Below are 6,048 nucleotides of genomic sequence, written 5' to 3'. Positions count from 1 at the left end.
CTGCACGTCCGATAAGTCGCTCGGGTACGGCTCTCGCTTCATGTCCCGCATATCAACATGAACATGCCCAGCACGCGACCTGCGCAGCGATCAGTGAGCCTTTTCCAACCTCAGTTTGAGCAGGTCAGGTGCAGGGTGAGGACGGCCTGAACGAGGTTGGTGATGCGGGTTGTGGAGCATCGCAGTTTGCGCAGGAGCCGCCAGGTCTTGAGGGTGGCCATGGCTTGTTCGACGAGTGCGCGGATTTTCGCGTGCGAGCGGTTGACGGCCTGCTGACCTGCGGAGAGCGTCTTCCAGCGACCCCAGTAGGGCAGCCGTATGGTGCCGCTGGCGCCCCGGTATGCCTAATAGGCGTTGAGGGCTGGAAGTTGGATCAGCTCTAGGCAGGGGTCGGGCGAGATGTCTTGCTGTATGCCGCGCCTTGAGTGCTTCGACAAGAGCGACACGTGCGCGACCCCTGCCGCTCGGGACTCGACCGCCGTAGCGTGCCGTGGTTCGAGCCGTTCCCAGGGCCACCTCTTGATCAGCCGGAGTCGTGGAGCTCTTCACGAGAGCGAGGACCCTGAGAACAGCTGGGGCCACGGACGGCTGATGGGGTGGTGCGCCGGCGAGCGCTTCTATTAGGTCGCCGAGTGGTCCTGCCGCGGCTCGACGCCGGCGGACAGCGACGTATCGAAAAGAGGCGCGCATGCAGGTGACCTGCGGAATCGACTGGGCCGAAGACCATCACGACGTGGCGGTGGTTGACTGCGACGCTCGCCTGCTTGGCAAGCTCAGGGTCAGCGACGACGCGTCGGGCTTCCAGGACCTGCTCCGCCTCCTGGCCGAACACGGCGACACTCCCGACGATCCGATCCCGATCGCGATCGAGACCTCGCGCGGACTCATGGTGGCCTGCCTGCGGGCATCCGGGCGCCAAGTGTTCGCGATCAACCCCATGGCTGCGGCACGCTACCGGGACCGGCACGCCGTCTCCCGCAAGAAGTCCGACCACCAGGACGCCGTCGTCCTAGCGAACATCCTACGGACCGACGCGGAGCTTCACCGGCCCCTGCCGGGCGACACTGAGCTGGTCAGGGCGATCGCTGTCCTCGCCAGAGCCCAGCAGGACGCGGTCTGGGACCGCACCCGAGCCCACAACCGTCTGCGCTCGCACCTGCGCGAGTACTACCCGGCAGTCCTTGAAGCATTTGCCGACAAGCGCGAGAAGCTACTGACCCGAGAAGCTCGAGCGATCCTGGCGATCGCGCCCACACAGGCCAAAGCCGCCAAGCTCACCCGCAGCAAGCTCAAAACCGCGGTCAAACAGGCCGGCCGCCAACGCCGGATCGAGGCCGAGACCGACCGCCTGCTCGAAGTGTTCCGCCGGACCTGGCTTCGTCAGCCGGCTCTGGTGGAAACGGCGATGGGACACCAAACACTTGCCTTGCTCGCCCAGCTCGAAGCCGCCTGCAAGGCCTGCGACGAGCTGGCAAGCGCCACCGAGGAACTCTTCCTCCAGCATCCCGACGCGGAGATCATCACAAGCTTCCCTGGCCTCGCCGCGCTGACCGGCGCCCGGCTCCTCGCCGAAATCGGCGACGATCGCACCCGGTTCGACACAGCCCGCGATCTGAAGGCATACGCCGGAAGCGCCCCCGTGACGCGCGAGTCCGGCAAAAGCCGCCGCGTCAGCCACCGCCGGATCAAGAACAGCCGCCTGGCCGCAACCGGCCGGCACTGGGCTTTCGCCGCACTCACTGCCTCAACCGGCGCCCATGACCACTACAACCGCCGAAGGGAGACCGGCGATCGCTACTACGCGGCCCTCCGAAATCTCTTCAACCGCATGCTCGGCCAGCTCCATCACTGCCTGACCACCCGGCAGAGGTTCGACGAAGTGATCGCATTCGCCCCACCGAGAACAGCACCACTCGCCACAGCTGCTTGACCCGATAGCTGCATGGGGTGTCTTGTCGGCCCAGCACTCCACGCCGGCTTCCTCCAGAGCGTCGATGATGCCGTGGGCTCGCGCGGCCCTGATGTCGTGGACGGCTCCGGGCAACGCGGGCGATGCCCACAGCAGCCGCCCCGCCGGATCGGTGATCACCTGCACGTTCATGCCGTGCTTCTTGTGTTTCCCGGAGTAGAAGGGCCGGTCGGCGGCGATCCTGTCGATCGGCAGCAACGTGCCGTCCAGGATCACGAATGCCTTGGTGGAGGCAGTCTTCATCGCTTCGGCGAGGGCCGGCGCGAGGGCGGCCAGGACATCGATGGCCTCGGCGAAGTACCGGTAGGCGGTCGTGGTGCCGACGCCGAACCCGGCTGCGAGCTGGGCGTAGGTATGGCCGCAGCGCAGGTGCGCGAGAACGAGCAGAGCCTGGCGGCCCACGCTCACCCGGCGCCAACGTGTTCCGCGTTCCTGGCGGCGGGCCCGCAGATGAGCGGACAGGAAGCGCAGGGTCGAGGTGGACACATCGATGCCGGACGGGTAGACAAGCACGCGGAAGCTCCTGGCAGACAGGCGATCTTGGTCGTGAACCCGCCTACCAGGAGCTTCCTCACGTTCGGACACCGCCTCCAGTCCAACTACCCACCCATCCAATCAGGTTGGAAAAGGCTCAGTACCACGATCGAGTGATCACGAACTGAGAAAGATCGGACTTAACGTCCACTCAGTTCTCAGGGCAGTAGTTGCGGGAGAAACGGATGCGGTACACCGGAGAGTTCGGAGCGCTCCCAGGAACGAGGGTGAACAGGGCGCAGCCTGCGGCGTCACGGTAGGTTCCGGTACCGCCAGTTACGGATTCCGTAAACCTGGCTGGCGGCCCCAGGGGACCTCTCTTGGCTCCCTGCGTGGTGATGTGACCGTCTGGGGTGACGAATGTATGGGAACACTGTGTAGCAGCCTGGTCCTGAATTACATTCAGGAAGCGGCACTGGAAAGCTTCCCAGCCGTAGGGTTTGGTCCCGGTCCGAACGAATTTCGCGATCTCGCTCGTACCGCCGATCGTGCTTCCCGGAGCCGGTGGGCCAGGAGGGGTGATGAAGCTTGATTCTTGATCGCTTTGAAGCTCGAGGAATGCCTTCCCGGCACTGCCCGGGACGATGGCCCTGTCTGCAGCAAGCGCAGGCGCTGCTGACAGCATCACGGCAGTCAGTGCCATCGAGCACGTGCTGAGTGACATCACTCTGGTGGGTTGGTTCATGAGATTTTTGCTCCATTCCAGTGCGGAGGCCACCGCTTTGCTTTAGTTCTCTTTTGCTGCAGGGGGAAGGGAGTAGGGTGCATGATGGATGACTTTGAAAGCGGATGCCATCTACCCCACGATGGCTGCACCTCGACCAAACGGTTCCAGTCAAACGAGCGTTATCGTCCGCCAGTGAATCAGTTAAGAGAAGGCAGTAAAATCGCCTGCATGAAGGATAGGGTGGGAAATTCATGCTTCCAATTCGACACGCACTGATTGCACCCGAACGGACGTCCAAAGTCTTCTGCGAAGCATGAAGGAACGGCTCATGCCGCGACTGATTGCTCATCTGCTCGAAGCTTCTGCCGTTCGAGGCGGTTGCATCAGATCTTGCTCGCCGAGCTGAACGTGGCCAGCGGGCTGGACCGGTCAACGGGCATGTGTGGACGGTTGTCGCGTCCGCACGAAGGGGGGAGCCGACACCGGTCCGTCGCCGGTCGACCGGCGCAAGTCGGGTAGCAAACATCACCTTATCTGCGACAGACGCGACACTCCGCTCAACGTCATCACCACCGCGACCAAGTCAACGATGTCACCCAGACTCTCGTCCCGGTCGACGGCGTCCCGCCTGTCGCCGGAGGCTCCGGCCGTCCGCGCAGGCGTCTTCGGGCTTCGCTCGGCAGCAAAGGCTACAACTCGGACGACAACCGCCGATACCCGTGAAGGCGTTGAATCTTGCCGGTCATCTCCCGCAGTGATGCTCCGAACATCGAGAGCCCGGCAAACGCCGCTACGTCGTGGAGCAGACCTTCGTCCTGCGGCACCAGTTCAAGCGCCTCGCCTCCGTTGGAACGCCGCACCGAATTACGCAACGCCTTCGTCTCCCTGGCCTGCAGCCCCATCTGCGGGGGGTGCCTCAGGAAGGCCCGACCTCGCAGGTCGCAAGGCCAGGGCGGCACATGGCATTGGCTGTGTACGGGTGCCACCCGAACGAGGTAATTGGATACTCCATCAGATGCCAGGTTCTCCGCGCCATCAGGTTCCACCTCTCTCGCCGAGCTGTAATCCGTATTATCTGATGGCACTCATGGCTGAGTCGTGCGGGAAGAGGAATCATCGTGACGGATGTGATGGCGAATTATTCCACAATCGATAGGCAAGACACGCGTAACAGCGAGAGTCGGGAAGTTCGCCCCCATGCTCAACGCAGTCGACTAGAACGGCACTAGCGAGTCCGGCTCTTTGATCGACGACATTGTCCGCGAGGACGTGAGGCGGACGCTCGCCGCCGCACTTGAGGCCGAGGTCTACCAGTGCATAGCCGAGTTGGCCGGTGAGGGACGAGGCCGGGCGGCGCCTGGTCGTGCGCACCGGCCGCCGCCGCCCGGCCTCGCACCGTGGCCACCCCGAAGATCACCTAGGTGCCGCTCCTGCTCTGCCTGCACGGCCGGCCGGTCCTCGGCAACCGTGACCAGGCTGACCCAGGCGGCCTCTTCCTTCGGCGTACCACCGTCACACCATCTACTGCACCCGGTCCTCCCGGACCGCCTCATCATTCTTAAGGACGCCCATGCACGACGACCGGCTCCCGGCACCCGGCAACCCATATTCCAGAAGGCGGCATCTTGCTTCGGCAGTCGCTGTGGCGCTCTCCACCAGCGCCTTGACTTTGTTGCCCGCCGACAGCGCCCACTCTGCCGCGACCTGTACCGGGACCACCACGGTGACCTGTGTCTATCCGTTCACCGGGGCAGAGGACACATTCCTCGTCCCCTATGGTGTCTCCACCATCAGCATCACCGCCACCGGCGGCCCTGGTGGTGCCTATCCAGAAGGATCCACTCCAGCCGGATTCGGGGCCACGGTCACGGCGACCGTCCCAGTCAACTCCAACACCCTTCTTTACGTACGTGTCGGCGGCGTCGGAGGCAACCCCGGCTCCGACAGCACCGGCGGGTCCGGAGGCTTCAACGGTGGCGGTGCTGGGGGTAACGCGACACAACCCGTTGCGGGCCAACCGGGCGGTGGAGGCGGCGGGGCCAGCGCCGTCCAGGAGTGTTCCGGCACGTCCGGCACCTGCACCCTTACGGGCGGCTACAACGATCCACGGCTGGTCGTCGCCGCCGGCGGGGGCGGAGGGGGCGGCGGCGACGAAACCGTGGGCGGGGGAACCGCCGCGGGATCCGGCGGCGTCGGACAGCCATCTGGCAGTAACGACGGTGCTCCGGGAGGGGGATTCAACTCCCCGGGCGGTCAGGGGGGTACCTCCGAGGGTGGCACTGGCGGTTCCGCGGATGCCAGCACTGCTGGCGGCGGCGGAGGAGGAGGCGGAGAGGCGCTGTTCGTTTCCGCCGGCGGGGGCGCCGGGGGCGGATTCTCCGGAGGAGGCGGCGGCGGCGGGGCATTCGGCGGCCAGAACGGCACAGTTGGCGCGGGAGGTGCCGGTGGTTCGAACCCGCCTGATCAGCTGGACCTCGCGGGGGGCGGTGGCGGTGGCGGCGGGGGCTTCTATGGCGGTGGGGGTGGCGGCGCCACCGAGGTGTCCGACTCGGGAGGCGGTGGCGCTGGCTCGTCTTACGCGCGGCCCACCGCCACGGCCATGACCGTCGCTCCCGACGCGACAGGCGTGCCCCAGATCACCATCACCTTCGTGGTGCCCACCGGGGCCACCGGGCCGACGGGTCCCACCGGCCCGGCTGGTCCGGCGGGAGCAACTGGCGACACCGGACCTGCTGGACCGGCTGGCACGCCCGGAGACACCGGACCGACCGGCGCGACCGGACCGGCTGGAAGCACCGGGCCTGCCGGCGTCACCGGTCCGGCGGGAGCAACTGGCGACACCGGACCTGCTGGACCGGCTGGCACGCCCGGAGACACC

2 protein-coding genes and 2 pseudogenes are annotated in these 6,048 nt (G+C 65.8%); 1 reads left to right on the top strand and 3 read right to left on the bottom strand.

Translation table 11 applies throughout. The features are described 5' to 3' along the window. Window positions 1-110: 110 nt before the first annotated feature. A pseudogene (locus ACIPK3_RS34235) lies at window positions 111-341 on the bottom strand (transposase family protein); the annotation flags it as partial. A 347-nt stretch (window positions 342-688) separates the two neighbouring features. Between ACIPK3_RS34235 and ACIPK3_RS34230 the strand changes: the two are divergent. Further along, window positions 689-1,930 carry an IS110 family transposase gene (locus ACIPK3_RS34230; RefSeq protein ID WP_402576119.1) on the top strand — a complete coding sequence of 414 codons (1,242 nt, stop codon included), beginning with the start codon at window positions 689-691 and terminating at the stop codon, window positions 1,928-1,930. Here the strand turns inward: ACIPK3_RS34230 and ACIPK3_RS34225 are convergent. Further along, window positions 1,928-2,482: pseudogene (locus tag ACIPK3_RS34225) on the bottom strand (transposase family protein); the annotation flags it as partial. The gene ACIPK3_RS34230 and the pseudogene ACIPK3_RS34225 overlap by 3 nt on opposite strands. Before the next feature lie 1,377 nt (window positions 2,483-3,859). Beyond that, window positions 3,860-4,072 (bottom strand): hypothetical protein, encoded by a 213-nt coding sequence (locus ACIPK3_RS34220; protein ID WP_402576118.1) that lies wholly within the window; start codon window positions 4,070-4,072, stop codon window positions 3,860-3,862. Window positions 4,073-6,048: the final 1,976 nt, after the last annotated feature.

Origin of the sequence: Streptomyces sp. NPDC086787 (genome assembly GCF_044745865.1) — a bacterium.
GTDB lineage: Bacteria > Actinomycetota > Actinomycetes > Streptomycetales > Streptomycetaceae > Streptomyces.
Note: the sequence above shows the minus strand (reverse complement) of the source record. Positions and strands in the feature narration are given on the sequence as shown.

Bases quoted from the DNA above. Each gene is read 5' to 3' on its own strand.
- ACIPK3_RS34220 (WP_402576118.1), bottom strand. From the start codon at position 4,072: ATGGGGCTGCAGGCCAGGGAGACGAAGGCGTTGCGTAATTCGGTGCGG.
- ACIPK3_RS34230 (WP_402576119.1), top strand. From the start codon at position 689: ATGCAGGTGACCTGCGGAATCGACTGGGCCGAAGACCATCACGACGTG.